Genomic DNA, 24,692 nt, shown 5'->3' on the forward strand with positions numbered 1-24,692 from the left:
GGATCAGTCCTTTCTGGGCGACGGGCTCGAAAGCTCGTCGTCGGTGGATGGCACGACGAAGCCGTGCCGGGTCAGCTCATGGCGGAAGCTCCGGTGCAGCGGAACGTCATCGACGCCGCCTCGGGCCCACGGGTGACAGCGGGCGAGTCGCGCGGCCGTCAACGCGGACCCCTTGACGAGCCCGTGCTGCTGGACGGCACCGACGGCATATGCCGAGCACGACGGATAGTACTTGCAGACGTCGCCGTAGAGATGCGAGATCGTGGCCCGATATCCGTGCAGAAGAGTCAGCCCCGCGTTGCGCGGAAGAAGCGGGATCGCGGCGGAGAGCTGTCGTGCGGAGAGGCTGCCGGTCCCGAGGGAATACGAGGGCAGTGTCGTCACGCTCACGCGGCCGCTCGCCGTTCGAGGCAGCGGACGACATCCGAGCGCAGTTGCGAGGAATCGGCGGTCGCTGCGGACGGGAGCGCGCGGATGACGACATCGGCGCCCGAGCGGACGCCGGGCAGAGCCTCCGCGCACGCGGCCTTGAGCCGGCGTCGCACGGTGTTGCGGGTCACGGCGGTCCCCACCTGCTTGCTCACGATGAACCCGAATCGGGCCGGACGGTCCTCTGTCGTGGTGACGACGTACGTCACCGTGTGTGCACTGGCACAGCGAGAGCCCCCGCGGACGACGGCTCTGTACTCCGCCCCGCGCGTGATGCGATTCCCGCGCGCCAGCACCGTGAGAGGATCAGGCCGAGAGCTCGGTGCGACCCTTGGCGCGGCGCGCCGACAGGATCGAACGACCGGCACGCGTACGCATGCGGGCGCGGAAGCCGTGCTTCTTGGCGCGGCGGCGGTTGTTGGGCTGGAACGTGCGCTTGCTCATGTGGATCACTCCGGATCGGCGGGGTCACCCGAACGCTCTAGACCGGGGACTCAGGTACAGGGACTGCCCAAGTGGGCATAAGTCAACCTACTGAGGATACGTCGAGTAGCCCCAGACCTCAAACCGAGGTACACGGATCGATTATTATCCACCGCCTGTGGATGATCACTGGCAGGGACACGCGGGCCGGATCTACAGTGGATTTTGCCCTCGACGGGGTCGCTGGCTACCGTGGCACGGTTAGTTATCCACAGGGGGTTCCATGTCTCAGCACGACGTTCCGGATGTTCCGGTCTGGACCGCCGTGCTCGCACAGCTGGACGCCGACGAGCGGGTGACGCCGCAGATGCAGGGCTTCCTGAACCTCGCCGTCGCGCAGGGCGTGATGAGCGGAACCCTCTACCTCGACGTTCCCAACGATCTCACCGCAGCGCAGCTGAACAAGCGGCTGCGGGCTCCGATCATGGAGGCACTGGCGGTGGTGGATGCCGAGCCCGGCGCGATCTCGTTCCGGGTGGTCGTCAACCCCGAGCTCGCCGACGCGCACCTCACCGCGCCGATCCCCGTCCAATCGGCCGGCGCTCCGCTGTCGAGCCCGCCGATCTCACGACCGCCGATCGACGACGTCCCCGATGTCGCCCCCGGCGCCTCGCGCAGCGACACCCGCCTGAACCCGAAGTACTCCTTCGACAACTTCGTCATCGGGCAGTCCAACCGCTTCGCGCATGCGGCGGCGGTCGCCGTCGCCGAAGCGCCGGCGAAGGCCTACAACCCGCTGTTCATCTACGGCGACTCGGGTCTCGGCAAGACGCACCTCCTGCACGCCATCGGCGACTACGCGCTGAGTCTCTACGGCGGCATCCGCGTGCGATACGTGTCCAGCGAGGAATTCACCAACGACTTCATCAACTCGATCGCGAACAACCGGGGGTCCGCCTTCCAGGCGCGCTACCGCGACGTCGACATCCTGATGATCGATGACATCCAGTTCCTCCAGGGCAAGGCGGAGACGCAGGAGGCGTTCTTCCACACCTTCAACACGCTCCACGATCACGACAAGCAGGTCGTGATCACGAGCGATGTCCCACCGCGCCACCTCACCGGCTTCGAGGACCGCATGCGCAGCCGCTTCGAGTGGGGCCTCATCACCGATGTCCAGGCGCCAGACCTCGAGACCCGCATCGCGATCCTCCGCAAGAAGGCGCAGTCCGAGCGCCTGCTGGTCCCCGACGAGGTGCTCGAGTACATCGCGACGAAGGTCTCGAGCAACATCCGCGAACTCGAGGGCGCTCTCATCCGGGTCTCCGCGTTCGCGAGTCTCAACCGCTCCACCCTCGACATCGCCCTCGCGCAGACGGTCCTGCGCGACATCGTCGACACCGACGACGCCAACGTCATCCTCCCGACCGACATCATCGCTGCGACAGCGCAGTACTTCCGGCTCTCCGTCGACGATCTGTACGGCTCGAGCCGCTCGCAGTCGGTCGCCACGGCGCGCCAGATCGCGATGTACCTGTGCCGCGAGCGCACGAATCTCTCGCTGCCGAAGATCGGCCAGCTCTTCGGCAACCGCGATCACACCACGGTCATGTACGCGTGCAAGAAGATCGCGGAGCTCATGAAGGAGCGCCGCTCGATCTACAACCAGGTCTCGGAGATCACGACGCAGCTCGGCCGCGTCTCGCGCTGACGTCGCGCTCGACCCTTCCATACGACGCACCCGCTTGACAGCGGGTGCCGGTTTCCCCCATCATGCGCGTTCTGCACAGTGTGGAGAGCCTGTGGATAACTGTGCAGTGAAACACCTTCGCTGTGGGCGGATCCGGCGCTCCTGTGGATGACGGCCGACGCAGGGGCGTCGCCCCCGAGGCGCGTCATCACAGGCATCCGCAGCTCGCTCACAACTTACAACCGTGTGGTTCTCGCTCCACGAGCGGGATCGGCCGAGTTATCCACAGTTTCCACAGCTGTTAACACCATGACAGAGATACACCTCAGAGAATCCGATTCGATCACCAGAGCGGGGACCGGCTGGGATCGGGGGGCCCTGCGAGAATCACACGACCGGGCACTAGCATGGAGACGCCCAAGCCGACCTCTAGGGAGCCCCAGTGAAGTTCCACGTGAATCGCGACGTGTTCAGCGAGGCCGTGTCATTCGTCGTCAAGCTCCTGCCGCAGCGCAACCCGCAGCCGATCCTGGCCGGTGTGCTGATCGAGGCATCCGATGAAGGACTCTCGCTGGCGGCGTTCGACTACGAGGCGTCGGCGCGCACGACGATCGAGGCCACGGTCGACGAGCCGGGCACGATCCTCGTCCACGGACGACTGCTCTCCGAGATCGCGAGCCGCCTCCCGAACGCTCCCATCCAGATCGAGGTCACCGACGACGGTGGCATCCTCCTCACCTGCGGCTCCGCGCGGTTCACCCTCGCATCGATGCCGGTGCAGGAATATCCCGCGATCCCCGAGGTGTCGGGCGAGTCCGGCCTCGTCCCGGCCGACGATTTCGCCACGGCCATCGCTCAGGTGGCGTTCGCCGCCTCGCGCGACGACGTGACACCCGTCCTCACCGGCGTCCAGCTCGAAGTGGCCGGCACATCCCTGAGCCTCGTGGCCACCGACCGCTACCGGGTCGCGCTGCGCGACGTGCCGTGGGATGGCGGGTCGGTCGCCGGCGACGAGTCCACCACGGCGCTCGTCCCCGCCCGCACCCTGACCGAAGTCGGCAAGACCTTCGCCCACACCGGCGACATCCAGGTGTCGTTCTCCGGCTCGGGCGACCGCGAGATCATCGCCTTCACCTCGGGGAACAAGACCGTCACCTCGCTCCTGATCAAGGGCAACTTCCCGCCCGTGCGCCGCCTGTTCCCCGAGCAGACCGACCACTACGCCGTCGTGAACACCGCCGATCTGCAGGAGGCCGTCCGCCGCGTCGCGCTCGTGCTCGACCGGTCCGCGCCGCTGCGGTTCACCTTCACAGAGGACGGCGTATCGATGGATGCCGCCGGCACCGAGCAGGCGCGCGCCACCGAGTCGGTGGATGCGACCCTCGCCGGCGATGACGTGACCCTCGGACTCAACCCGCAGTACCTCCTCGAGGCGCTCGGCGCGGTCAAGAGCGAGTTCGCCCGCATCACCTTCACGTCGAGCGACAACGCGAACAAGCTGAGCCCCGTGCTCATCACGCCGCAGACCTCGGGCACTCCCGAGAGCTTCAAGTACCTCCTGCAGCCCAACCTCCTGCTGCGCTGACCTCGGCATCCCGCGCGCCCCGGCCCGCGCCGGTGGTCTCGTCTCCACCCCGCCGAGTGTCCAGGACACGCGGAGTGAGAAGCCCCGGCATCCGCGTGTCCTGGACACTCGCGGGCGGGTCGGTGGCGCGACGTAGGGTGGAGCGGTGATCGTGGAGCAGCTGAGCCTCGTCGACTTCCGCAATTATGCGGTCGCCGATGTGAGCCTCGCGGCGGGCGCGAACGTCTTCGTCGGCCGGAACGGTCAAGGCAAGACGAACCTCGCCGAAGCGATCGGCTACTTCGCGACCCTCGGCTCGCACCGGGTGTCGCAGGACGCGCCGATGGTGCGCGATGGGGCGGATGCCGCGATCGTGCGCATGCGTCTCGCTTACGGCGACCGCCGGGTGCAGCTCGAGTCGCAGCTCAACCGGTCGGGCAGCAACAAGGCGCGCGTCAACGGGGCGCCGGTGAAGACGACGGAGCTACCGCGCTACGCGCAGGTCGTGCTCTTCGCACCGGAGGACCTGCAGATCGTGCGGGCGGACCCGTTGTCGCGGCGCAGGTTCGCCGATCAGCTGCTCATACAGCGCGCGCCCCGCATGGCCGGCGTCCTCGCCGACTACGACCGCGTGCTTAAGCAGCGCACGGCGCTCCTCAAATCCGCGCGCGCCCGCGGCATCCGCGGGGACGCGCTCTCGACGCTTGAGGTCTGGGACGACAAGCTCGTCGCCCTGGGCACCGACATCATCCGTGCGCGCCTCGTCCTGGCGAACGATCTGGCCGGGCCGGTCACCGACGCCTACGCCGCGATCGCGGGCGAGGATCACCGTCCCGAGATCTCGTGGGCCCTGTCGATCGGCGGATCCGACCCCGAGGACGACCGCGACGCACCTTCACCCGCGACGCCGCCGCTCGGCTCCACCGCCGCCGCTCGGCTCGACGAAGGGGTGCCCGTTCCCCCCTCGGAGGTGGTCCAGCAGCAGTTCCGCGCCGCCCTCGCTGCCCGTCGTACGCAGGAGCTCGACCGCGGCCTCACGCTCGTCGGGCCGCATCGCGACGACCTCGTCCTGCGTGTGCGTGGACTCCCCGTGAAGGGCTACGCCTCGCACGGGGAGTCGTGGTCGGTCGCACTGTCGCTCCGCCTGGCATCCGCTGAGCTGCTGCGTGCCCAGTCTCAGCTGGGAGATCCGATCCTGATCCTCGACGACGTGTTCGCCGAGCTCGACGCCGACAGACGCGCACGCCTCGCGCTGCTCGTCGAGGGCTACGAGCAGGTGGTGGTCACGGCCGCTGTGGAGGAGGATGTGCCGACGGCGCTCCGTGCGCGGACGGTCCGCGTCGTCGCCGGCACGATCGTCCCGGAGCCGAAGCCCGAGCCCCAGCGCGAATCCGAGCCCGGGCCCAGTGAGGAAGACGCGACGCATGGCTGATGATGCCTCGACGGAACCGGTCCCCGAGACCGTCGGCACGTACCTGCGCCTGCGCGGCCTCGCCCCGTCGGCACGTGCCGCGCGCAGACGTCGGCGACGCGCGGTCGATGACGAGGACAAGCAGCCGTTCGCCCCCGGACGCGACCCCAAGGGACTCGGCGACGCACTGGCCGACCTCACGCGACAGGCCGGCTGGGAGCCTCAGCTGGCCCGCGAGGACCTCGTCCTGCAGTGGGAGGAGGTGACGGGGGCCGAGACCGCGCGCCACGCAGATCCGGTCGCGCTGGAGGGCGGCATCCTCACCGTGCAGTGCGACTCGACGGCATGGGCGAAGAACCTGCAGCTCATGCGTGCGGAGATCGTCACGCAGCTCATGCGCCGCTTCCCGGAGGCGGGGGTCCAGAACGTCCGTTTCGTCGGGCCGGACGTCCCCTCATGGAAATGGGGCCCCAGAGCCGTTCCAGGGCGGGGCCCTCGCGATACCTACGGGTGAGGGACGTCCATCGCCCTCCGGATCGATTTCGCGGCGCCACAGGGCCGTCCAGCGACGAAACACCGCGCGGACCCGATAGAATGGAGCATCCCCTGATTCCCGACCGGATGTGATCCAGGAGCGCTCGAAACCTATGACATCAGATACTCCCGACAGCGTTCCCGAGGACCTTCCCGCGAAGCTTCCCCAGCCGGCCAGAAGGGTCGAGAACGAGTACGGGGCCGATGCCATCCAGGTGCTCGAAGGCCTCGAGGCCGTCCGCAAGCGCCCCGGCATGTACATCGGCTCGACCGGTGAGCGCGGCCTGCACCACCTCGTCTACGAGATCGTCGACAACTCCGTCGACGAAGCCCTCGCCGGCCACAACGATCTCGTCGATGTCACGATCCTCGAGGACGGTGCCGTCCGCGTGATCGACCGCGGGCGCGGCATCCCGGTCGATCCACACGCCTCCGACCCGACGAAGTCGACCGTCGAGGTCGTCCTCACCGTCCTCCACGCCGGCGGCAAGTTCGGCGGCGGCGGCTACGCCGTGTCCGGCGGTCTGCACGGTGTCGGCTCGTCGGTCGTCAACGCTCTCTCGACCCGCTTCGAGGTCGAGATCCGCCGCCAGGGCTACGTCTGGCGTCAGACGTTTGCCGGCGGCGGCAAGCCCCAGGGTGCGCTGCAGAAGGGCGAGACGACGGAGGAGACCGGCACGGTCATCACCTTCTGGCCGGATGACACGATCTTCGAGACCGTCGACTTCGACTACGACACGCTCCGGACCCGCTTCCAGCAGACCGCCTTCCTGAACAAGGGTCTGCGGATCACGCTGAGGGATCTGCGTCCGGCATCCGCCTACATCGCCGACGGCGAGGACGGCCAGTCGGTCGAGAAGCAGCCGTTCGACGATTTCCACTACGAGCGCGGTCTCGTCGACTACGTCGAGTACCTCAACAAGATCCGCAAGGCCGAGGTCGTCAACGACGACATCATCGAGGTCGAGTCGGAGGACACCGAGCGGCACATCTCGCTCGAGCTCGCGATGCAGTGGACGACCAGCTACACCGAGAACGTCTTCACCTTCGCGAACACGATCAACACGCACGAGGGCGGAACGCACGAAGAGGGGTTCCGCGCTGCGCTCACGACCTTGATCAACAAGTACGCGCGCTCGAACAACCTCCTCAAGGAGAAGGACGACAACCTCACCGGCGAGGACATCCGCGAAGGTCTCACCGCGGTCATCTCGGTGAAGCTGTCGGAACCCCAGTTCGAGGGTCAGACGAAGACAAAGCTCGGCAACACCGAGGCGAAGGCGTTCGTCCAGAAGATCGTCGGCGACCAGCTCACCGACTGGCTCGACCGCAACCCGGGCCAGGCCAAGCGCGTCATCACGAAGGCGATCGATGCGGCCACCGCGCGCCTCGCGGCGCGCAAGGCGCGCGAGACCGCCCGCCGCAAGAGTGTCTTCGAATCCTTCTCGATGCCCGAGAAGCTCAAGGACTGCACGAGCAAGGATCCCTCGATCTCCGAGATCTTCCTCGTCGAGGGTGACTCCGCCGGCGGCTCGGCCGTCTCCGGTCGCGACCCCGAGCGCCAGGCGATCCTGTCGCTGCGCGGCAAGATCCTCAACGTCGAGAAGGCGCGCCTGGACCGGGCCCTCGGCAACGCGGAGATCCAGGCGATGATCTCCGCATTCGGCACGGGCATCGGCGAGGACTTCGATGTGTCGAAGGCCCGCTATCACAAGATCGTCCTGATGGCGGATGCCGACGTGGATGGCCAGCACATCACGACGCTGCTGCTGACGCTGCTCTTCCGCTACATGCGCGGTCTCATCGAGGCGGGATACGTCTACCTCGCGATGCCGCCGCTGTTCCGCCTGAAGTGGTCGAACTCGCCCCACGAATACGTGTACAGCGATCGGGAGCGCGACGCGCTCCTTCAGGCGGGCCTCGCGGAGGGCAAGCGCATCCCGAAGGACAACGGCGTGCAGCGCTACAAGGGCCTCGGCGAGATGAACGCCAAGGAGCTCTGGGAGACCACGATGGACCCCGACACCCGGACGCTCCGCCAGGTCACGATCGACGACGCGGCCGCCGCCGATGAGATCTTCTCCATCCTCATGGGCGAGGACGTCGAATCGCGGCGCGGGTTCATCCAGCGCAATGCCAAAGACGTCCGCTTCCTCGACATCTAATCCGGTGCACACCGCACCCGCGCCCCCGCGCGCTCTGTAGCACCGGAACGAAGGACTGAAATGACTGACGAAGAACGCCCCGACCCGAACGCCGGATACAACCACGGCAACATCGACCAGGTCGACCTTCAGGTCGAGATGCAGCGCAGCTACCTCGACTATGCGATGAGCGTCATCGTGGGGCGCGCGCTGCCCGACGTGCGCGATGGCCTCAAGCCGGTGCACCGCCGCGTCATCTACGGCATGTACGACGGCGGCTACCGCCCCGACAAGGGGTTCAACAAGTGCGCCCGCATCGTCGGCGATGTGATGGGTCAGTACCACCCGCACGGCGACTCGGCGATCTACGATGCGCTCGTCCGCCTCGTGCAGCCCTGGTCCCTGCGCTACCCGCTCGCCGACGGTCAGGGCAACTTCGGCACGCCCGGCAACATGGGCGCCGCCGCGTCCCGCTACACCGAGACCAAGATGTCGCCCCTGGCGATGGAGATGGTCCGCGACATCGACGAGGACACCGTCGACTTCGAGGACAACTACGACGGCAAGACGCAGGAGCCGCGGGTCCTTCCGGCCCGATTCCCGAACCTCCTGGTGAACGGATCGGTGGGCATCGCGGTCGGCATGGCCACGAACATCCCGCCGCACAACATGCGCGAGGTCGCCGAAGGTGCGCTGTGGGCCCTCGAGCACCCGGATGCCACGCGCGAGGAGCTCCTCGAGGCGCTGATGAGCCGCATCCACGGCCCCGACTTCCCCACCGGCGCGCAGATCCTCGGGACGAAGGGCATCCGCGAGGCCCAGCGCACGGGGCGCGGCTCGATCACGATGCGCGCGGTCGTGAACGTCGAGGAGATCCACGGGCGTACGTGCCTCGTGGTCACCGAGCTGCCCTACCAGGTGAACCCCGACAACGTCGCCGCGAAGATCCGCGACCTCGCCCGAGACGGCAAGCTGCAGGGCATCGCCGACATCCGTGACGAGACGAGCGACCGGACGGGTCAGCGTCTCGTGATCGTCCTCAAGCGCGATGCCGTCGCGAAGGTCGTCCTGAACAATCTGTACAAGCACACGCAGCTGCAGGAGAACTTCGGCGCGAACATGCTCGCGATCGTCGACGGGGTGCCGCGCACGCTCGCCCTCGACGGCTTCGTCTCGTACTGGGTCGAGCACCAGGTCGAGGTCATCGTCCGCCGCACGCAGTACCGCCTGCGCAAGGCCGAGGAGGATGCGCACATCCAGCGCGGCTACGCGCTCGCGCTCGACGCCCTCGATGAGGTCATCGCGCTCATCCGCCGCTCCCCCGATGTGGATGCGGCCCGCCAGGGCCTCATGGAGCTGCTCGGCGTCGACGAGGTCCAGGCTGACGCGATCCTCGCGATGCAGCTGCGCCGGCTCGCGGCCCTCGAGCGTCAGAAGATCCTCGACAAGCTCGCCGAGCTCGAGCGTCAGATCGCCGAGTACCAGGCGATCCTCGCCGACCCGGCCCGCCAGCGCACGATCATCGCCGAGGAGCTCACCGGGATCGTCGAGAAGTTCGGCGATGAGCGTCGCACGCACATCCTGCACGGCTTCGACGGGGACATGTCGATGGAGGACCTCATCCCCGAGGAGGAGGTCGTCGTCACGGTCACCCGCGACGGCTACATCAAGCGCACCCGCAGCGATAACTACCGCTCGCAGCACCGCGGCGGCAAGGGCGTCAAGGGCGCGCAGCTGCGCGCCGACGACGTCGTCGAGCATTTCTTCGTCACGACGACGCACCACTGGCTGCTGTTCTTCACCTCGAAGGGGCGCGTGTACCGCGCGAAGGGGTACGAGCTGCCCGAGGCGGGTCGGGATGCCAAGGGCCAGCACGTCGCGAACCTCCTCGCCCTCCAGCCCGGCGAGGAGATCGCCCAGATCCTCGACATCCGCGACTACCGTGTGGCGACCCACCTCGTGCTCGCGACCCGCGACGGCAAGGTCAAGAAGACCTTCCTGAGCGAGTACGACACGAACCGTCAGGGCGGCATCATCGCGATCCGCCTGCGCGGGCAGGATGAGGAGGACGGGGACGAGGTCGTGAGCGCGCTGCTCGTCAACGACACCGACGACGTCCTCCTGATCTCGCGGGGCGGGATGTCCCTGCGCTTCACCGCCACCGACGAGTCGCTGCGCCCGATGGGCCGTGCGACCGAGGGTGTGAAGGGCATGAGCTTCCGCGACGATGACAGTCTGCTCTCGGCATCCGTCGCTCGCGACGACGCCTACGTCTTCGTCGTGACCGAAGGCGGGTACGCGAAGCGCACCGCGGTGAGCGAATACCGCCTGCAGGGCCGAGGCGGTCTGGGCATCAAGGTGGCCAAGCTCAACGACGATCGGGGGCGTCTGGCGGGCGGTCTGATCGTCTCCGAGGACGACGAGGTCTTGGTGGTTCTTGCCAGCGGCAAGGTGGTACGCTCTGCCGTGGCCGAGGTCCCCGCGAAGGGTCGCGACACCATGGGTGTCGTGTTCGCCCGCCCCGACGACGACGATCGCATCCTTGCGATCGCACGCAACTCGGAGCGCACCCTGGGCACCGCCGAGGAGGCTGAGAGCCCCGCGGACGAGACCACGCCCTCGACCCCTGAAGAGAGTGACACTGACGTATGAGCACGGTAGCCGACAAGCTGGCGAAGAAGTCCTCCAGCAAGACCAGCGCGAAGCAGGTGCGTCTGCGCCTCGTCTACGTCGACTTCTGGTCGGCTGTGAAGCTGTCGTTCCTCGCATCGGTCGCGCTCGCGATCATCACCATCGTGGGGGCGTTCCTCATCTTCATGGTGCTGCAGACGACGACGATGCTCACGAAGCTCGACGACCTGTTCAAGGCGTTCGACGACAGCTTCGTGCTGAGCGACTACGTCGGTCTGCCGCAGGTGATGGCGTTCGCCGCGATCGTCGCCATCCTCAACCTGATCGTGTTCACCGTGCTCGGCGCCGTCGTCGCGGGGATCTACAACCTGATGGTGAAGGTGACCGGCGGCCTGCTCGTCGGCTTCACCTCGAACTGATCCGATTTTCGGATTGCCCGCGAGTCGGGTAAAGTCTTGGAGGTTGACGGCGGCGACGCCGGTCTCCAGACGGGGCTATAGCTCAGGCGGTTAGAGCGCTTCACTGATAATGAAGAGGTCCCAGGTTCAAGTCCTGGTAGCCCCACCACCCCGTTGTTTTTCCCGGGGGCCTTAGCTCAGTTGGTAGAGCGCCTGCTTTGCAAGCAGGATGTCGGGAGTTCGAATCTCCCAGGCTCCACACTTCCCTCCGCCGGAGCCCTCTCGGGCTCGTCAGACCCCCGCCGTAGTCTGACGGCATGGACACCGCAGATGCCGCACAGACCCTCCGCCGGCTCGCCACGGTCATCGACGCGCACCGCTGGGACGCCATCGCAGAACTCCTCGCCGAGGACTTCGTCTGCCGGCTCGTGCACACCGGTGAGGAGTTCGACGGACCGTCGTGGATCCGCTTCAACGCCGACTACCCCGGGTTCCAGTCGATGACCCTCGAAGACCTCGTCGGGGACGGTGAGCGGGCGGCGGCTCGAGCTCACGTCGTCGGGGTCACCGACGGGCGAGAGGAGCACTTCGCGCTCGCGCAGTTCGCGACGTCGCGCGGTGCACGACTCGTCGAGCTGGTCGAGATCTGGACCGGACTCGACCAGGCGGCACCGGCGGGAACGCGCGCACCGGGAGTGATCGTCGGCTGAGCCCGCCTGGGTAGGGTGAGCAGATGGACCTGCGTGTCGCGGCGTACGCCGTGATCTTCGATGAGCGGCGGGGTGGGTTGCTGCTCGCACACTGGCACGAGGCACGACGCGGCGCGTGGACGCTGCCGGGGGGCGGGCTGGAGCCCGGCGAGGACCCCGAAGACGCCGTCCGGCGCGAGGTCCAGGAGGAGACCGGGTATCGAGCTGAGGTGGACGAGCTGCTCGGCATCCATTCACGTGTCATCCCGGCGCGTCAGCGGCTGCGCGGCGACGGGAAGACACCCCTGCACACCCTGCGCATCGTGTACCGCGCGCACATCGTCGCGGGCGACCTCACCGACGAGCAGGATGGATCGACGGATCGCGCAGCGTGGTTCCCCCGTCCACAGGTCGAGACCCTGCACCGGGTCACCCTGGTCGATGTCGCGCTGGAGATGGCCGACCGGCACACCGCTGCGTGAGGTCAGCGCGGCGACGCCGGCTGGGAGATGTCGGCGACCGTCGCGCCGTAGGCGTCGATGAGGGCGTCGGCGTCGACGAACAGGCTGTAGCCGTGCGCGCCGGCGCCCATCGCGATCCGCCGACCGACGATCGAGGCATCCGCGTAGACGGGCCAGTCCGTCGTCGAACCGATCGGGACGATCGTCCCCCGCTCGTAGCCGGTCGCGGCGAGAGCCAGCTCGGGTTCGGGCAGACGCAGCTTGTTCACGCCGACCAGGGCGCGCAGCTTCGGCCAGGAGATGGCCAGATCACCCGGGATCAGGGCGAACAGGTAGGTGTCATCGGCGCGCTTGACGACCAGAGTCTTGACGATGTCCTCGGGCCCGAGCCCGAGCAGGGACGCCGCCTCGGCGAGACTGCTCGCCGCCGGCCGCTCGCGGAGCTCGATGTCGAGCCCGCGGGCGGCCGCAGCGGAGCGGACCCGATCGAGGGGATCAGGCATCCGGTGCGCGCAGCGGGTCGTCCGCGACCCACAGCTCGTCATCCGCGCGCAGCGTCTGCCACGCCGCGTAGAGCACGCCGGCCGCGGCGGCGACGCCGAGGAGGATCGCGATGACCCCTCCCGCGCTGACGCCCTTCTTGGCGGGGGCCGTGTTCACGACGAGGTGCTTGGATGCCTTCTTGCCGTACTTCTCGGCGTTCTTCTGCAGCGTGTGAAGGTCGAGCGACCCGAAACCGCGGCCGGCGGCGAGATCGCTGCGCTTCTCGTTCGCGGCATCCCACACCGACAGTGCGGAGCCGATGACGGCGCCCGCAGCGGGCACGATGTTCTTGTTGTAGACCTTCTTCGAGGTCTGCACGCCCTGATTCACGTACGGCGCGGCGTACTTCTCGTACGAGTGCTGCACGGTCGGGACGACCTGCTCGCGGTTGTAGTGGCCGAGCTGGCGACCGGCTTCACGGGCGACATCACCGGCCTGGCCCAGCAGCACCTGCTGCGACTCCCACAGCGTGCTCGCCTGGTCCTGAAGCTTGCGAAGTTCCTTCTTGCGCTTACGGCTGAGGCTCATGGGGCCCTCCTGATCCGGGGACGTTTCCCCCCATCTTGCCAGACGCGCTCGGCCGCGGAAGGGCTTGACAGGTGGGAGAATGACAAGCATGACGATCCACACCGCCGTAGCGACCATCCACACCAACCACGGCGACATCGTCGTCAACCTCTTCGGTGACCACGCGCCTCGGACGGTGCAGAACTTCACCGGGCTGGCGGACGGCTCGCAGGCCTGGACCGACCCGGCGACCGGCAAGCCGGGTGAGGGTCCGCTGTACAAGGACGTCATCTTCCACCGCATCATCCCGAACTTCATGATCCAGGGCGGCGACCCGCTCGGTCAGGGTGTCGGCGGCCCGGGCTACAACTTCAACGACGAGATCAGCCCGGAGCTGAACTTCAACGAGCCTTACATCCTCGCGATGGCCAACGCGGGTCTGCGCCGCAACGCGATCACCGGCAAGGCCGAGGGCACCAACGGCTCGCAGTTCTTCATCACGACCGACCCCACGCCGTGGCTGCAGGGCAAGCACACGATCTTCGGCGAGGTCGCCGATGACGCCTCGCGCGCTGTCGTCGACGAGATCGCCGCCGTGCGCACCGGCGCGGGCGACCGCCCGATCGAGCCGGTGGTCGTCAGCTCGATCGACGTCGCGACGGTCTGACGTGCGACCCCTCGACAGGCTCGGGGACCGGATGGTGGCCGGGGACCGGAGTTCGCTCGGGGACCGGATGGTTGCCGAGGACCGGATGGTTGCCGGGGACCGGGCTGCGCGCGGGGGACGCGGAGCGTGACGGAGACGGGATACCAGGCGAATCCGGATAACTTCTGCTATCGGCACCCCGACCGTCAGAGCTTCGTGCTCTGTCAGCGGTGCCTGCGCACCATCTGCCCCGAATGCCAGACGCCGCTGCCCGTGGGGGTGATCTGTCCCGAGTGCCTCGCCGAACAGCAGAAGCAGCAGAGTGCGCAGCACAAGGCGACGGTGACTCGGATGCCGCGTCGCCGCGCATCGGGTCGCGCCGCGACCAGCGGCACACCGGTCGTGACCTACGCGATCATGGGCGTGACGGTGTTCAGCTACCTGCTGGGGCTCATCCCCGGCGGGTTCGGGAACCTGGTCCAGGTGTGGCTCGCGTTCAACGGGCAACTGGCGTACACCCAGCCCTGGCGCCTGGTCACGGTGACACTCGTACACGCCAGCATCTGGCACATCGCGCTCAATATGCTGGCGCTGTGGGCGCTCGGCCGCAGCCTGGAGCCCCTCCTGGGGCGCGGCCGCTTCCTCGCGCTCTACCTGTTGAGCGCCGTCGGCGGGTCGGTGCTCACCGCTCTCCTCGCACCGAATCAGTGGGTCGTGGGTGCCTCGGGCGCCGTCTGGGGTCTGCTCGGCGCGATGTTCGTGATCGGTCGGCATATCGGCGCGAACGTGACGGCGATCGCGGTGCTCCTCGGGCTCAACCTGCTCATCACATTCCTGCCCGGGTCGGGCATCGCGTGGCAGGCGCACATCGGCGGAGGCCTCGTCGGCGCGCTGATCGGCTTCATCTTCGCGCGCACCAGAGCCATCCGTCAGCAGCGGACGCAGTTCTGGCTTCTCGTCGCCGTGGCCGCCGGGCTCCTCGCCCTCCTGGCGCTCCCGGTGTTCCTGTACCGCTAGTTATCCACAGGTTCATCCACAAATGGGGATGAATGACACCGGTGTAATTCACAGCCGTGGACGGGCTGTGGATGGACTCAGCGCCAGCGTGTCGTCATGAGGAACCCGACGAAGGCGATGCCGAATCCGATCACCAGATTCCAGCCGCCGATGCCGGGGATGGGCAGCGCCTGCGCGCTGAGGTAGAACACGATCACCCAGAGGAGCCCGAGGATCATGAGGCCCAGCATGATGGGCTTGAACCACACCGGGTTGGGGGCGGCGTCGCCCTCCGGGCGCTCGGTGAGCTGCTCGTCATCCTTGCCAGATCGTGCCATGCGGCGATTCTACCTGCAGGCCGGGCACAGCCGTGCTGTGGGAGAATCCGATCATGGGGGACACCGGGACGAACTCGCGTCGTGAGCTCCGCGCGCGCCGTGCGCGCGGGAGCAGTCGACCGCGCCGCCGCGCGACCTTCCTCGGCGTCGTCGGGGAGATCCTCATCACCGTCGGTGTGGTGGCCCTTCTCTTCGTCTCCTGGCAGATGTGGATCGGCGACCGGATCATCGGCGCCGAGAAGCACCGTGAAGCCAGCGCCCTGTCGCAGAGCTGGATGACACCCGCGCCCGCGGCATCCGCGTCACCGACGCCGACGCCCGCCGAAGAGGCAGCGGAAGCCACCGTCCCCGTGCAGACACAGCCCGACCACGGGACGCAGTTCGGCGTCATGTTCATCCCGCGCTTCGGGCCTCAGTGGCAGTTCACCATCGCGGCGGGCACCTCGCGCTCCGACATCCTCGACGCGGGCGAGATCGGCCACTATGCCGACACGGCCATGCCCGGCGGCGTCGGCAACACCGTCTACGCCGCGCACCGCTGGACCTCGGGGGCGCCCTTCGACCCCATCGACCAGCTGGTGATCGGCGATGCCATCGTCGTCCAGACGCCCGACGGCTGGTACACCTATCGGTTCCGCACTCTCGAGTACGTTCAGGACACCCAGGTCGAGGTCCTCCTGCCCGTGCCGCAGCAGGTCGGCGTCGAGGCCAACGGACGTTACCTGACGCTCACCTCCTGCGCCCCCAAGCTCAACATGCTCGAGCGGATCATCGCGTACGCGGTCTTCGACAGCTTCACCCCCGCCGCCGCCGGGCCGCCCGCCTCGCTCGCCGCCCCGACCGTAGGAGCCACGTCCTGATGTACGCCGCACTCTGGCGCCTGCTCCCCGGCCCGGCCTGGGTCCGCGTGGTGATCCTCCTCATCCTCGCGGCCGCTGTCCTGTACGGACTGTTCTGGTACGTGTTCCCGTGGGTCTCGCAGCTCATCACCCCCCAGGAGTCCACGATCGGTGGCTGACGTCCTCGTCGTCGACAACCACGACAGTTTCGTCCACACCCTCGTCGGATATCTGCGTGAGCTCGGCGCGACCACGCGCCTGATCGAAGCGGATGCCATCGGCGACCCGCGCGCGGAGATCGGCGATGCGATCGGTGTCCTCGTCTCCCCGGGCCCGGGTACCCCCGAGGAGGCCGGCGGCTCGATCGAGGTCATCCGGGTGGCCGCGCGCCAAGGCATCCCCCTCCTCGGCGTCTGTCTCGGCCACCAGGCGCTCGCAGTCGCGTTCGGGGCTCGCGTGTCAGAGGCGCCCGAGCTGCGGCATGGGATCACGAGTGGCGTGCACCACGACGGCGGAGCGCTGTTCGCGGGCCTCTCCTCCCCCTTCTCCGCGACGCGCTACCACTCGCTCGCTGTGGAGGAGGTGACTCTCCCGCCCGAACTCACGGTCACGGCTCGGACGTCCGCGGGCGTCGTGATGGGCCTCGCCCACCGCACGCTGCCGCTGCACGGCGTCCAGTTCCACCCCGAGGCGGTGCTCACAGACGGCGGCTACCGCCTGCTCGGCAATTGGCTCGCGCTGACGGGAGCGCCGCACCTCGCAGGGGCGGCGGCTCGCGGCGCGACCCTGTCCCCGCACCGCGTCATCAGCTGAGGCCGGCGCGGCTCAGGCAGGGCTCAGGGCTTCCCGGTGCAGACCGTCAGTTCCACCGTCGAGTGGATCGGGACGTCGCCGGGTGCGAGCGACTGGCGTGCGACGATCTGATCGCCGCGCGGCGCCGGGCAGCTCGGGTCCTCGACGATGACAGGTGTGAGCTTGACGTCGTCGGCGCTGAGCGCGCGCTGGGCGGCGTCCGCGGTGTAGCCGACGACATCCACGAGCGTCACGTGGCCGCTCGAGACGACGAGACTGACCGCCTTCCCCACGGAGACCTGCGCCCCCTCGGTCTCGCCGGCCGAGATCACCGTTCCGGCGCTGAGATCCGGATCGTTGCGCGTCGTCACGGACCCGAGGGAGAGCTTCGCGGCGCTGAGCGCCGCCGTCGCCTCCTCGGTCGTCATCCCCGCGAGAGCCGGAACGGTCGCCATCTCCTGCCCGGTCGACACGTAGACCTTGACGGTCTGACCGGGGGCGACGGTGATACCGGATCCGGGCTCGGTGCGCACGACATTCCCGGCTGCGATCTTGTCGCTGCTCTCCTCGAGGCGGTCGGCCTGGAGATCCTGTGTGAAGAGGGTCTCGTTCGCGCGATCCCAGGACATGTCGATCACGTCGGGCACGACGCGGGCGTTGTCGGGGATGTTCGTGCCCGGCTTGCTCGTGAGCACCCAGAACAGCACCGAGATCAGGACCACGGCGAGGACGGTGATACCGGCCCAGATCCACGCGGCCGGAGGCCCTGCCTGCGTGCGCTTCATGGTGGTGTCGGTGGAGAGCTGGCGCAGCGACCTGGCTGTCTCGGCGGCGTGCCGCGGGCTGTCGCCGTACAGCTCGCTCGTCAGCGCCCCGACCTGCTTCTTGCTCGGGACGTGCCCCTCGCTCGTGGCGTCCAGCGCGGCGCGGAATGCCGCGGCGTCCTGGTACCGCTGGAACGGGTCCTTCGCGAGCGCGCGCAGCGCGACGGCGTCGAGCGAGCGCGGGACGGTCTCGACGAGCTCGGAGGGCGCCACCGGGGTCTCGCTCACGTGCTGGTAGGCGACGGCGACCGGGGTGTCGCCGCGGAAGGGCGGGCGGCCGGTGAGCAGCTCGTACAGGACGACACCGGTCGAATAGACGTCGGCGCGAGAGTCGACGGGCTCACCCTTGGCCTGCTCGGGCGAGAAGTACGCGGCGGTGCCGATGATCGCGGTCGTCTCGGCGACCGTCGACGACGAGTCGGAGACGGCCCGGGCGATGCCGAAATCCATCACCTTGACCTGGCCGGAGTCGGTGACCATCACGTTGCCGGGCTTGATGTCGCGGTGGACGACACCGGCGCGGTGCGAGTACTCCAGCGCCTCGAGGATGCCGTCGGTGTAGTGCAGCGCCTCGGGGATGGGCACCGGGCCCTCGTCGACGATGTCCTTCAGCAGACGGCCGGAGACGAGCTCCATGACGATGTAGGGCACTGGGTGAGTCGTGCCGTCGGCATCCGTCGCGAGGTCTTCTCCCGCGTCGAACACGCGGACGATCGTCGGGTGCGACATGCGCGACGCGGACTGCGCCTCGAGCCGGAACCGGGTGCGGAAGGTGGCGTCGGCGGCGAGCTCGCGCTTGAGGATCTTGATCGCGACGTCACGACCGAGCGTGATGTCCTGACCGCGGTACACGCTGGCCATCCCGCCGCGTCCGATCAGCTCATCGACCCGATAGCGGTCGGATAGCACGCGCTGACCCACAGACACCTCTCCCCCTGGCATGACTCTGCCGCCAGCCTAACCGACGGGCCTGTCAGGGCGCCGTGGTCGAGGTGGGCGAGGGTGCCGGCGTGATCGTCGCGACCGACTGCGCCGACGTCGGCGACTGGCGCACGCTCCCCGATCCGTTCTCGCACTCGACCAGGTAGTCGACGACGACCGTGCCGGACTCTCCCGCGATGATCACGCCCGGCTGCTGACCGATGAGGAAGGACGCCTCGGTCCCGCCACCCGCCTCGAACGTGCCGCCCGAGACGGTGAACACGTAGTTGGTCGGCGTGAAGCCCGCGGGGCACGAATAGCCCTGCCACGTGACGCCCAGCTGGCCGCCGGCGGCCACCGACGCGGCGCTCAGCGTCGGGGATCCCGGCGCGCTCATCGGGGTCTGCTCGGCGTAGACCGTCAGGGCGACGACCGTGCTCGGCGGAACGTTGCCGCCGCTGGGGCTCGACTTGTAGACCTTGCCGATCTGATCCTCGGAGGTCGCGGCGTCGCCGTCGGTGCAGGTGGCCATGGCGGTGAAGCCCGCCTCGGTCAGCGCCGCCTGCGCCTCCTCGCACGTCTTTCCGGTGAGGGTGATGGCGCTGAGGTTGATGTCCGTGGCGGTGGGAGTCGCCGACGGTGTCTTGGACGGCGTCTGACTCGGCGTCGCGGAGGAGCTGCTCGGCTCGGGAGCCGGGTTCTGGTTCGTCAGCAGGGCGAAGACCGTGCCGCCGAGCACCAGCAGGAGCAGGACGATCAGGGCGATGAGCGGCCACGTCCACGCGCTGCGCTTCTTCGTCTTCTGGGCCTGCTCGTTCTCGCCGGCGAGGGGGGCGGCCGCGGCTGCGGCCGCGGGAGCGGCGCTGGAGGTCGGCAGGATGCGCGTCGTGTCCTCCCCGCCGGGGGTGAGCAGGCGCGTCGCCTCGTCCAGGCGACCGCCGCCGGCGATGGCCGGGACGATCGCGATGGCGCCCGCGATGTCGCCGCGGCGCAGGGCCGTCGCCGCGCGCGCGACCGCGGAGGCGGTGGCAGGCCGGTCGTCGGGCTTTTTCGCGATCATGCTCATGACGAAGTTGCGGACGGGCTCCGCGATCGTCTCGGGAAGGGGCGGCGGCGCGTCGTTGATCTGCGCCATGGCGATCGCGACCTGCGATTCGCCCGTGAACGGACGCTTTCCGGCGAGGCATTCGTACGCGACGATGCCCAGCGAGTAGATGTCCGTCGACGGGGATGCCGGGTGGCCGGAGGCCTGCTCGGGAGAGAGGTACTGGACCGTTCCCATCACCTGACCGGTCGCCGTCAGCGGCACCTGGTCGGCGATGCGCGCGATGCCGAAGTCGGTGATCTTCACACGACCGTCGGGCGTGATCAGCAGGTTGCCCGGCTTGATGTCGCGGTGGACGAGACCGGCGGCGTGGGCGGCCTGCAGCGCGGCGGCCGTCTGCGCGACGATGTCGAGGGTCTTGTCGGTCGACAGGGAGCCATCGCGCTCGAGGATGGTCGAGAGAGCCTCCCCGGGAACGAGTTCCATCACGAGGAAGGCGGAGCCGTTCTCCTCGCCGTAGTCGAAGACGCTCGCGATGCCCTCGTGGTTGACGAGCGCGGCGTGGCGGGCCTCGGCGCGGAAGCGCTCCAGGAAGCCCGGGTCGCCCATGTACTCGTCTTTGAGGATCTTGATGGCGACGGTGCGTCCGATCACGTGATCGGTGGCCTCCCAGACCTCGCCCATCCCGCCGATCGCGATCCGTGAATCCAGTTCGTAGCGTCCCCCGAAGCTCACACCCTGTGTCGGTCTCATCTGCTCAGCACCGCCTCTAGTACTTTCTTCGCGATGGGGGCCGCGATCCCGTTGCTCGTCCCGGACTGTCCGAGTCCTCCGCCGTTCTCGATCATGACCGCGACGGCGACCTGGGGGTCGTCCGCCGGGGCGAAACCTGTGAACCAAAGGGTGTACGGATCGCCTGGTCCGTGCTCGGCCGTGCCGGTCTTCCCGGCGACGTCGACGCCGTCTATTCTTGCACCGCTCGCTGCGCCGTTGCTGACATTGGCGATCATGAGCGAGGTCATGGTGGCCGCATCGGCCTCCGACAGCGCACGTCCGAACTGCGTGTCCTCGACCGTCTGCTGCACCGTCAGATCCGGTGCGACGACGCGGTCGACCATGCGGGGGTTCATGACGATGCCCTTGTCGGCGATGCCGGCCGCCACGAGGGCCATCTGCAGCGGCGTCGCCTGCACGTCCTGCTGGCCGAACCCGGTGAGGCCGGTCTGCGCGTCATCCAGCGGGCCGGGCGGGTAGACCGAGGCCTCCGTCGTCAGCGGGATCTGGAAGCTCTTGTTGAAGCCGTACTTCTCCGCCTCGTCGCGGATCGCGTCGTCGCCGAGGGCGATCGCGAGCTGCGCCATCGGGATGTTGCAGCTGAGCCGCAGAGCCGTCGCGAGGCTCACCGTGTCACCCGGGCCGCACGCAGCGCCGTCGAAGTTGTGGATCGTCTGCGAAGTTCCCGGGAGCACGTAGCTGGAGGGGTTCGCGAAGGTCGAATCGGGCGTGAATCTGCCCGAGGCGAGGGCCGCGGATGCCACGACGAGCTTGAACGTCGACCCGGGCGGGTTCAGACTGCCGCCGATCGCCCGGTTCCAGAGCGGATTGACCGCGCTGGAGAGGAGGTCGTCGTAGGTCGCGTTGACCGCTTCTGCGTCGTGCACCGCGAGGGCGTTGGTGTCGTAGCTCGGACTCGTGACCATCGCGAGGATGCGGCCGGTCTTGGGCTCGATGGCGACGACGGCGCCCTCGTAGTCGCCGAGAGCCTCGAAGGCCGCACGCTGGATGGCGGGGTCGAGGGTGAGGAGCACGTTCGACCCGCGCGGGGGCTGCCCCGTGATGATCCGGTCGATGCGGGAGAGGAACTGGGAGCCGGCGGTGCCGGAGAGCTCGCTGTTCATCGCGCGCTCGATGCCCGTCGCGGAGTTCAGCACGGGATTGATGTACCCGGTCACCGGCGCCCACATCGCGGCATCCGCATACTGGCGCTGCCAGCTGTACAGGTCGTCGCTGGGCACGGAATCGGCGATGACCTGGTCGCCGGCGATGATCGAGCCCCGCTGCACCTCGAACGAGTCGTACAGGGCGCGGCGGTTGTGCTCGTTGTCCGCCAGGTCGCTCGCCTGGACGACCTGGATCCAGCTCGTGGCCCCGAACAGGGCGACGAACATCGCGAGCATGATGAGGCTCAGCCGGCGCAGCTCCTTGGTCATGCGATCGCCCCCTTCCCTTCGATCATCAGCGAGGTCATCCGATCACCACGCGCGGGCGGGAGCGGACGGCGTCGGAGATGCGCAGCAGGAGCGCGACGATGATCCAGTTCGCGATCAGCGACGAGCCGCCCGCGGCGAGGAAGGGCGTGGTGAGGCCCGTCAGCGGGATGATGCGCGTCACACCGCCGACCATGATGAACACCTGCAGCGCGATGGTGAAGGACAGGCCGGTCGCGAGGAGCTTGCCGAAGTCGTCCTGGCCGGCGAGGCCCACGCGGATGCCGCGGCTCGTGAACACCATGTAGAGGCACAGGATCGCGAACACGCCGACGAGGCCGAGCTCCTCGCCGAGGCTCGGGAAGATGTAGTCGCTCTGCGACAGCGGGGTCAGGCCCGGGCGACCCTGACCGAGGCCCGTGCCGATGAGTCCGCCGTGCGCGAGGCCGAAGATGCCGCTCACGAGCTGGAAGCTCGATCCGTCGACGGTGTCGGGGTCGAAGGGGTGCAGCCAGTTGGTGAAACGCGCCTGTACGTACGGGAGCACGGCGGTGGCGGCGGCGACCCCGATCGCGGCGAGGGTCAGACCGATGACGACCCAGCTCGTCTTGCCGGTCGCGACGTAGAGCATCGCGACGAACATGCCGAAGATGAGCATTCCCGTGCCGAGGTCGCGCTGGAGCACGATGATCGCGAGAGCGCCGGCCCACAGGAGCAGGAGCGGGCCGAGTTCGCGGGGGCGCGGCCAGGTCATGCCCAGGAACCGTGTGCCGACGGAGGTCAGCGCCTCGCGCGTGCGCACGAGGTAGCCGGCGAAGAAGATCGCGAGGCAGATCTTCGCGAGCTCGCCGGGCTGGAAGGAGAAGAAGCCGCCGATGGAGATCCAGACGTCGGCGTTCTGGTCCGTGCCGAGGCCCGGAACGAAGGGCAGCAGCAGCAGCGCGATGCCGACGAAGCCGAACACGTAGGTGTAGCGCAGCAGCACGCGGTAGTTCCGCAGGGCGATCACGATGGCCACGGCCGCGGCGATCGAGATCGCGAGCCAGGCCAGCTGGCGGGTCGAATAGGCGGCCCAGCCCGCATCACCGTCCTCGATGTCGATGCGGTAGATCATCGCGAGACCGAGACCGGAGAGCACCGTCGCGATCGGGACGACGAAGGGGTCGGCCTGCGGCGCGCGGTACCGCAGGACGACGTGCAGACCGAGGACGAGCACGGTCAGGGCGCCGCAGTAGTAGAGGAAGGTCCAGTCGATGTGGCCTGTCGCGCCGAGCTGGACGAGAGCGACCGCGCCCGCGTTGATGACGAACGCGAACAGGAGCAGTCCGAGCTCGCGGTTGCGCTGGGTCTGCGGCATCCGGATGCGGCGCAGCGCCTTGACGATCGTGGTGTCCGTGGTCACGGCGGAGGTGTCGGTCACGGGGGGCTCCCCTGCGTCGCCCGCATCGTCTGGACGATCTGCTGGGCGTCGGCGAGGGACCGGGCGGAGATCGTCTGCTGAACCGCCAGCCGCTGGTAGAAGGGCAGATTCGCCAGCAGGATGCCGGTGTCTTCGTAGGGCGTCGACAGTGAGATCGGGCCGAGATCCTGCTGGATGCCGCGGTAGATCACGACGGAGTCCGCGTCCGACCCGACGAAGTAGCGGGTCTGCGTCCACGAGTACGCACCGATCAGGCTCACGATCAGCGCTCCGATCACGATGATCAGGCCGGCGATCCACCACACGCGGCGTCGACGTGAGCGGCGACGGTCCTCCTCGATGAGCTCCTCGAGGAATTCGGGCGCCGGCTCGAAGTGGGTCGGCTCGTTGGCCGCCTGACGGTTCGGGTGCAGCCAGCTCGAGCGTCCCGGACGTGCCGCCGGCACGTCGATGCCCTGCGGGTTGGATGCCGAGCCGACGATCGTCGCCGTGCCGCTGAAGATCGGATGGCTGCCGCCAACGTCGACGATGACGACGGTGACGTTGTCGGGGGCTCCGCCGTCGAGCGCCTGCTTCAGCAGCAGGTCCGCGGTCCGCCCCGGGGGCAGATGCTGCGCGAACGTCCTGGCGGTGTGCGTGTCGTCGACGACCCCGGACAGCCCGTCGGAGCACAGCAGCCAGCGGTCGCCCGGCTGGGTCGGCATGATGAACGTGTCGACCTCAGGGTCGGGGTCCATGTCGCCCAGAACCCGCATGAGCACCGAGCGGCGCGGGTGGTAGCGCGCTTCCTCCGGGGTGATGCGACCCGAATCGACGAGACGCTGCACGAAGGTGTGGTCGGTCGTGATCTGGGTGAGCGCCTCATCGCGGAAGAGATAGATGCGCGAGTCGCCGATGTGGGCGATCACGGCGTAGTCGTCGACGAACGCGAGGGCGCTGACCGTCGTCCCCATGCCGGAGAGCTCCGGGCGGTCGGCGACGGTGTCGATGAGCACCGTCGCCGTGGACGCGATGGCCTCCTGCAGCGCCTGCTCGGCCTCGGTCGGGGTGGGGAAGGGGTGATCGAGATCCTTCAGCCGGTGAACGGCGATGCTCGAGGCGACATCCCCGCCCGCGTGACCGCCCATTCCGTCGGCGACGACGAACAGGTTGGAGCCGCTGTAGCCCGAATCCTGGTTGTTGGAGCGCACCTTCCCCGTGTGGGAGATGGCGGCACTCGACCCCTCGAAGACCATGATCG

Annotated in this window: 25 protein-coding genes and 2 tRNA genes; 16 read left to right on the forward strand and 11 right to left on the reverse strand. The window is 68.3% G+C overall.

The features are described 5' to 3' along the window. Positions 1-3 precede the first annotated feature (3 nt). The 3 genes from yidD to rpmH are packed head-to-tail and all read right to left on the reverse strand — an operon-like array spanning position 4 to position 873. The gene (gene yidD / locus J0P97_RS06605; protein ID WP_215487150.1) at positions 4-384 is read right to left on the reverse strand and encodes a membrane protein insertion efficiency factor YidD; all 381 of its coding nucleotides are present in this window, start codon (positions 382-384) and stop codon (positions 4-6) included. A gap of 2 nt (positions 385-386) precedes the next feature. Further along, positions 387-797 (reverse strand): ribonuclease P protein component, encoded by a 411-nt coding sequence (gene rnpA, locus J0P97_RS06610; RefSeq protein ID WP_308163473.1) that lies wholly within the window; start codon positions 795-797, stop codon positions 387-389. Then, positions 736-873, reverse strand: a complete 138-nt coding sequence (gene rpmH, locus J0P97_RS06615; protein WP_005054680.1) for a 50S ribosomal protein L34 — start codon at positions 871-873, stop codon at positions 736-738. The genes rnpA and rpmH overlap by 62 nt, the downstream gene beginning before the upstream one ends. Positions 874-1,135: 262 nt before the next feature. On the opposite strand from rpmH, the gene dnaA reads away from it, so the two are divergent. The 11 genes from dnaA to J0P97_RS06670 all read left to right on the forward strand — a co-directional run bounded on the left by dnaA (position 1,136) and on the right by J0P97_RS06670 (position 12,395). Beyond that, the gene (gene dnaA, locus J0P97_RS06620) at positions 1,136-2,563 is read left to right on the forward strand and encodes a chromosomal replication initiator protein DnaA (protein WP_215486990.1); all 1,428 of its coding nucleotides are present in this window, start codon (positions 1,136-1,138) and stop codon (positions 2,561-2,563) included. A 421-nt stretch (positions 2,564-2,984) separates the two neighbouring features. Continuing rightward, entirely contained in the window at positions 2,985-4,127 is a 1,143-nt protein-coding gene (dnaN, locus tag J0P97_RS06625) for a DNA polymerase III subunit beta (protein ID WP_215486991.1), read from the forward strand. A gap of 145 nt (positions 4,128-4,272) precedes the next feature. Then, on the forward strand, positions 4,273-5,538 hold the full coding sequence (recF, locus tag J0P97_RS06630; RefSeq protein WP_215486992.1) for a DNA replication/repair protein RecF: 1,266 nt from the start codon (positions 4,273-4,275) through the stop codon (positions 5,536-5,538). Then, positions 5,531-6,031 carry a DciA family protein gene (locus J0P97_RS06635; protein WP_215486993.1) on the forward strand — a complete coding sequence of 167 codons (501 nt, stop codon included), beginning with the start codon at positions 5,531-5,533 and terminating at the stop codon, positions 6,029-6,031. The genes recF and J0P97_RS06635 overlap by 8 nt, the downstream gene beginning before the upstream one ends. 133 nt (positions 6,032-6,164) lie before the next feature. Then, entirely contained in the window at positions 6,165-8,216 is a 2,052-nt protein-coding gene (gene gyrB / locus J0P97_RS06640) for a DNA topoisomerase (ATP-hydrolyzing) subunit B (RefSeq protein ID WP_215486994.1), read from the forward strand. Positions 8,217-8,276: 60 nt separating this feature from the next. Beyond that, complete coding sequence (gene gyrA, locus J0P97_RS06645) at positions 8,277-10,847, forward strand: DNA gyrase subunit A (protein WP_215486995.1); 2,571 nt, start codon at positions 8,277-8,279, stop codon at positions 10,845-10,847. Then, positions 10,844-11,245: a DUF3566 domain-containing protein gene (locus tag J0P97_RS06650; protein ID WP_215486996.1), complete on the forward strand. Its 402-nt coding sequence runs from the start codon at positions 10,844-10,846 to the stop codon at positions 11,243-11,245. The genes gyrA and J0P97_RS06650 overlap by 4 nt, the downstream gene beginning before the upstream one ends. 71 nt (positions 11,246-11,316) lie before the next feature. Next, positions 11,317-11,393 (forward strand) — tRNA-Ile (locus J0P97_RS06655). 17 nt (positions 11,394-11,410) lie between these two features. Continuing rightward, positions 11,411-11,483, forward strand: a tRNA-Ala gene (locus J0P97_RS06660). A gap of 58 nt (positions 11,484-11,541) precedes the next feature. Beyond that, a complete protein-coding gene (locus tag J0P97_RS06665) occupies positions 11,542-11,934 on the forward strand; it encodes a nuclear transport factor 2 family protein (RefSeq protein ID WP_215486997.1) in 393 nt (130 codons plus the stop codon). 23 nt (positions 11,935-11,957) lie between these two features. Continuing rightward, positions 11,958-12,395 (forward strand): NUDIX hydrolase, encoded by a 438-nt coding sequence (locus J0P97_RS06670; RefSeq protein ID WP_215486998.1) that lies wholly within the window; start codon positions 11,958-11,960, stop codon positions 12,393-12,395. A 2-nt stretch (positions 12,396-12,397) separates the two neighbouring features. Here J0P97_RS06670 and J0P97_RS06675 read toward each other — a convergent pair whose 3' ends face one another. Further along, a complete protein-coding gene (locus tag J0P97_RS06675; protein WP_215486999.1) occupies positions 12,398-12,877 on the reverse strand; it encodes an aminoacyl-tRNA deacylase in 480 nt (159 codons plus the stop codon). Continuing rightward, entirely contained in the window at positions 12,870-13,445 is a 576-nt protein-coding gene (locus J0P97_RS06680) for a DNA helicase (protein WP_215487000.1), read from the reverse strand. The genes J0P97_RS06675 and J0P97_RS06680 overlap by 8 nt, the downstream gene beginning before the upstream one ends. Positions 13,446-13,524: 79 nt before the next feature. On the opposite strand from J0P97_RS06680, the gene J0P97_RS06685 reads away from it, so the two are divergent. Together J0P97_RS06685 and J0P97_RS06690 are read left to right on the forward strand one after the other, a co-directional pair. Further along, the gene (locus tag J0P97_RS06685; RefSeq protein WP_215487001.1) at positions 13,525-14,091 is read left to right on the forward strand and encodes a peptidylprolyl isomerase; all 567 of its coding nucleotides are present in this window, start codon (positions 13,525-13,527) and stop codon (positions 14,089-14,091) included. Positions 14,092-14,217: 126 nt separating this feature from the next. Further along, positions 14,218-15,087: a rhomboid family intramembrane serine protease gene (locus J0P97_RS06690; protein ID WP_215487002.1), complete on the forward strand. Its 870-nt coding sequence runs from the start codon at positions 14,218-14,220 to the stop codon at positions 15,085-15,087. Between the two features lie 77 nt (positions 15,088-15,164). On the opposite strand, the gene J0P97_RS06695 is transcribed toward J0P97_RS06690, so the two are convergent. Beyond that, the gene (locus J0P97_RS06695; RefSeq protein ID WP_215487003.1) at positions 15,165-15,404 is read right to left on the reverse strand and encodes a cell division protein CrgA; all 240 of its coding nucleotides are present in this window, start codon (positions 15,402-15,404) and stop codon (positions 15,165-15,167) included. Between the two features lie 53 nt (positions 15,405-15,457). Here J0P97_RS06695 and J0P97_RS06700 point away from each other — a divergent pair, with 53 nt between their 5' ends. From J0P97_RS06700 to J0P97_RS06710, 3 genes are read left to right on the forward strand one after another with little or no spacing between them, the layout of a single operon-like run. Next, complete coding sequence (locus J0P97_RS06700; RefSeq protein WP_215487004.1) at positions 15,458-16,264, forward strand: class E sortase; 807 nt, start codon at positions 15,458-15,460, stop codon at positions 16,262-16,264. Beyond that, positions 16,264-16,422 (forward strand): hypothetical protein, encoded by a 159-nt coding sequence (locus tag J0P97_RS06705; RefSeq protein WP_215487005.1) that lies wholly within the window; start codon positions 16,264-16,266, stop codon positions 16,420-16,422. The genes J0P97_RS06700 and J0P97_RS06705 overlap by 1 nt, the downstream gene beginning before the upstream one ends. After that, the gene (locus tag J0P97_RS06710; RefSeq protein ID WP_215487006.1) at positions 16,415-17,056 is read left to right on the forward strand and encodes an anthranilate synthase component II; all 642 of its coding nucleotides are present in this window, start codon (positions 16,415-16,417) and stop codon (positions 17,054-17,056) included. The genes J0P97_RS06705 and J0P97_RS06710 overlap by 8 nt, the downstream gene beginning before the upstream one ends. Positions 17,057-17,079: 23 nt before the next feature. Here J0P97_RS06710 and pknB read toward each other — a convergent pair whose 3' ends face one another. From pknB to J0P97_RS06735, 5 genes are read right to left on the reverse strand one after another with little or no spacing between them, the layout of a single operon-like run. After that, entirely contained in the window at positions 17,080-18,801 is a 1,722-nt protein-coding gene (gene pknB / locus J0P97_RS06715; protein WP_215487007.1) for a Stk1 family PASTA domain-containing Ser/Thr kinase, read from the reverse strand. 31 nt (positions 18,802-18,832) lie between these two features. Then, entirely contained in the window at positions 18,833-20,578 is a 1,746-nt protein-coding gene (locus J0P97_RS06720) for a serine/threonine protein kinase (protein WP_215487008.1), read from the reverse strand. Then, on the reverse strand, positions 20,575-22,035 hold the full coding sequence (locus J0P97_RS06725) for a peptidoglycan D,D-transpeptidase FtsI family protein (RefSeq protein WP_215487009.1): 1,461 nt from the start codon (positions 22,033-22,035) through the stop codon (positions 20,575-20,577). Before J0P97_RS06725 ends, J0P97_RS06720 begins: the two co-directional genes overlap by 4 nt. Before the next feature lie 34 nt (positions 22,036-22,069). Beyond that, positions 22,070-23,389, reverse strand: a complete 1,320-nt coding sequence (locus J0P97_RS06730) for an FtsW/RodA/SpoVE family cell cycle protein (RefSeq protein WP_215487151.1) — start codon at positions 23,387-23,389, stop codon at positions 22,070-22,072. 59 nt (positions 23,390-23,448) lie between these two features. Next, entirely contained in the window at positions 23,449-24,687 is a 1,239-nt protein-coding gene (locus tag J0P97_RS06735; protein ID WP_215487010.1) for a PP2C family protein-serine/threonine phosphatase, read from the reverse strand. Between the last annotated feature and the right edge of the window lie 5 nt (positions 24,688-24,692).

The sequence above is a fragment of the Microbacterium flavum genome (assembly GCF_018717645.1).
Classification (GTDB): Bacteria; Actinomycetota; Actinomycetes; order Actinomycetales; family Microbacteriaceae; genus Microbacterium; species Microbacterium flavum.

Coding starts and splice junctions, on each gene's coding strand:
- J0P97_RS06635 (WP_215486993.1), top strand. CDS start 5,531: ATGGCTGATGATGCCTCGACGGAACCGGTCCCCGAGACCGTCGGCACG.
- J0P97_RS06730 (WP_215487151.1), bottom strand. CDS start 23,389: ATGCCGCAGACCCAGCGCAACCGCGAGCTCGGACTGCTCCTGTTCGCG.
- J0P97_RS06665 (WP_215486997.1), top strand. CDS start 11,542: ATGGACACCGCAGATGCCGCACAGACCCTCCGCCGGCTCGCCACGGTC.
- dnaA (WP_215486990.1), top strand. CDS start 1,136: ATGTCTCAGCACGACGTTCCGGATGTTCCGGTCTGGACCGCCGTGCTC.
- J0P97_RS06705 (WP_215487005.1), top strand. CDS start 16,264: ATGTACGCCGCACTCTGGCGCCTGCTCCCCGGCCCGGCCTGGGTCCGC.
- gyrA (WP_215486995.1), top strand. CDS start 8,277: ATGACTGACGAAGAACGCCCCGACCCGAACGCCGGATACAACCACGGC.
- J0P97_RS06700 (WP_215487004.1), top strand. CDS start 15,458: ATGGGGGACACCGGGACGAACTCGCGTCGTGAGCTCCGCGCGCGCCGT.
- J0P97_RS06735 (WP_215487010.1), bottom strand. CDS start 24,687: ATGGTCTTCGAGGGGTCGAGTGCCGCCATCTCCCACACGGGGAAGGTG.
- J0P97_RS06685 (WP_215487001.1), top strand. CDS start 13,525: ATGACAAGCATGACGATCCACACCGCCGTAGCGACCATCCACACCAAC.
- J0P97_RS06670 (WP_215486998.1), top strand. CDS start 11,958: ATGGACCTGCGTGTCGCGGCGTACGCCGTGATCTTCGATGAGCGGCGG.
- J0P97_RS06695 (WP_215487003.1), bottom strand. CDS start 15,404: ATGGCACGATCTGGCAAGGATGACGAGCAGCTCACCGAGCGCCCGGAG.
- J0P97_RS06720 (WP_215487008.1), bottom strand. CDS start 20,578: ATGAGACCGACACAGGGTGTGAGCTTCGGGGGACGCTACGAACTGGAT.
- pknB (WP_215487007.1), bottom strand. CDS start 18,801: ATGCCAGGGGGAGAGGTGTCTGTGGGTCAGCGCGTGCTATCCGACCGC.
- gyrB (WP_215486994.1), top strand. CDS start 6,165: ATGACATCAGATACTCCCGACAGCGTTCCCGAGGACCTTCCCGCGAAG.
- J0P97_RS06725 (WP_215487009.1), bottom strand. CDS start 22,035: ATGACCAAGGAGCTGCGCCGGCTGAGCCTCATCATGCTCGCGATGTTC.
- J0P97_RS06675 (WP_215486999.1), bottom strand. CDS start 12,877: ATGCCTGATCCCCTCGATCGGGTCCGCTCCGCTGCGGCCGCCCGCGGG.
- J0P97_RS06650 (WP_215486996.1), top strand. CDS start 10,844: ATGAGCACGGTAGCCGACAAGCTGGCGAAGAAGTCCTCCAGCAAGACC.
- J0P97_RS06680 (WP_215487000.1), bottom strand. CDS start 13,445: ATGAGCCTCAGCCGTAAGCGCAAGAAGGAACTTCGCAAGCTTCAGGAC.
- rpmH (WP_005054680.1), bottom strand. CDS start 873: ATGAGCAAGCGCACGTTCCAGCCCAACAACCGCCGCCGCGCCAAGAAG.